Source organism: Streptomyces sp. FH025 (assembly GCF_017427025.1).
Classification (GTDB): domain Bacteria; phylum Actinomycetota; class Actinomycetes; order Streptomycetales; family Streptomycetaceae; genus Kitasatospora.
Genome location: NZ_JAFLNG010001134.1, coordinates 1 through 1433, shown reverse-complemented (window position 1 = coordinate 1433; position 1433 = coordinate 1). Strand labels below are relative to the sequence as shown.

The following is a 1433-nucleotide window of genomic DNA, read 5'->3' as shown; positions in this document are numbered from 1 at the left end:
CGAAGCGCAGCTCCCGCCCCTCCTCCAGCGCGGTGCGCAGGCGGCCGAGCACCTCCTCGCAGCGGGCCCGCCCGGCGGCGTCCGGCCCGCCCCCCACAGCGCCGATCACGGCCAATCGGCGTTCCAGTTCGGCCAGTTGATCGGTACGACCGACGGACTCCGAGGCCGGGGCGGCGCGCCGCAGCAGCGCCACCACTCGGCCGCGCAGCTCCTCCACCGCCGCGCCGAGCGTGGCGTCGGAGGACAGCAGCAGCCGGGTGCGCAGCGCCGACAGCCGGCCGTCCAGGTCGAACAGCGTCTCCGGGTCCGCCTGCCCGCGCGCCTCGGTGATCAGGTCGGCCACCTCCCGCAGGCTGCGCGAGACGGCCGCGCGGCGCTGCTCCTCGAAGGCCTCGATCCGCCGGTCGCGCTCGGCGCTCCGCCGGAGGCCGATCGTCTCGGCCCGTCGCCGGGCCCGCTGCCGGGCCTCGACGATCCGCTCCTGGTCCCGGCGCTCCCGGGCCGCCCGCTCGGCGGCCCGCTGGGCCGCCAACCGGGCCCGCTCCCGGGCCCTGGCCTCCTCCCGGCGTCGCCGCTCGGCCAGCTGCGCCCGCCGCCGCGCCGCCTGCGCGGCCTGGACCGCGGCGCCCACGCCGACCGCGCTGTACATGGGTGATCCGCTCATCAGGTCCCCTCCGGGGTGTGCGGTGCGGTTGGGTGGGGTCGGGCCGCCGGCTCGGTGCGCAGCTCGAAGCCGCCGGCCGAGAGCCGGCGCTCCAGCTCGGCCCGGAACCCGGGGACGGCCGGCACGCCGGCCCAGGAGACGGCGCCGTCGAGGCCGACCGAGAGCTGGATGCCGGCACTGCTGTCGGGTTCGGCCGCGACGGCGGCGTAGCGCGGGGTCAGCAGGTGGACGGTCTGGTTGGTGGAGCCGCGCCAGCGCAGGTCGGCGTGGCGCGCGGCCACGTACGGGCCGTCCACCAGCACGTCGAGCCGTTCCAGCAGCGCCCGTTGGCCGGGGGTGCCCCGCCGCAGCGCCGCCAGCCGGAAGCCGGAGTAGGCCATCGCCGACAGCTCCGGACGGCGCTCGCGCAGCCCGTCGAGCAGGTCGGCCAGTGCCTCGGCCTGCGCGAACGGCTCGCCGCCGGAGAGCGTGACGCCCTCGATCCCGGGCAGCGCGGCCAGCCAGTCGACCAGCTCGGCGACCGGCCGGCCCGACTCCGCGGGAGCGAACGGCAGGGTCTCCTCGGCCACGCAGCCGCGGCAGCGCAGCGGGCAGCCCTGCACCCAGATCACCGCCCGCTCCCCCGGGCCGAGCACCGTGCACCGGTCCAGGGTGCGGGCGACGGCGAGTGTGCTCCCCTGTGGCACGCTCACCGGCTCCGGTTGCACGCTCACCGGCTCCTCCCCGAACTCCTGGGTGACCGGACCGGGCCCCGGACGGCCGCCCGGGG

Annotated in this window: 1 protein-coding gene and 1 pseudogene; both read right to left on the bottom strand. The window is 78.5% G+C overall.

Annotation, left to right across the window (positions count from 1 at the left end; translation table 11 throughout):
- Positions 1 to 664: pseudogene (locus J0670_RS37945) on the bottom strand (hypothetical protein); the annotation flags it as partial.
- A complete protein-coding gene (locus J0670_RS37940) occupies positions 664 to 1299 on the bottom strand; it encodes a 4Fe-4S single cluster domain-containing protein (protein WP_307806874.1) in 636 nt (211 codons plus the stop codon). The gene J0670_RS37940 and the pseudogene J0670_RS37945, both read right to left, overlap by 1 nt.
- Positions 1300 to 1433 lie beyond the last annotated feature (134 nt).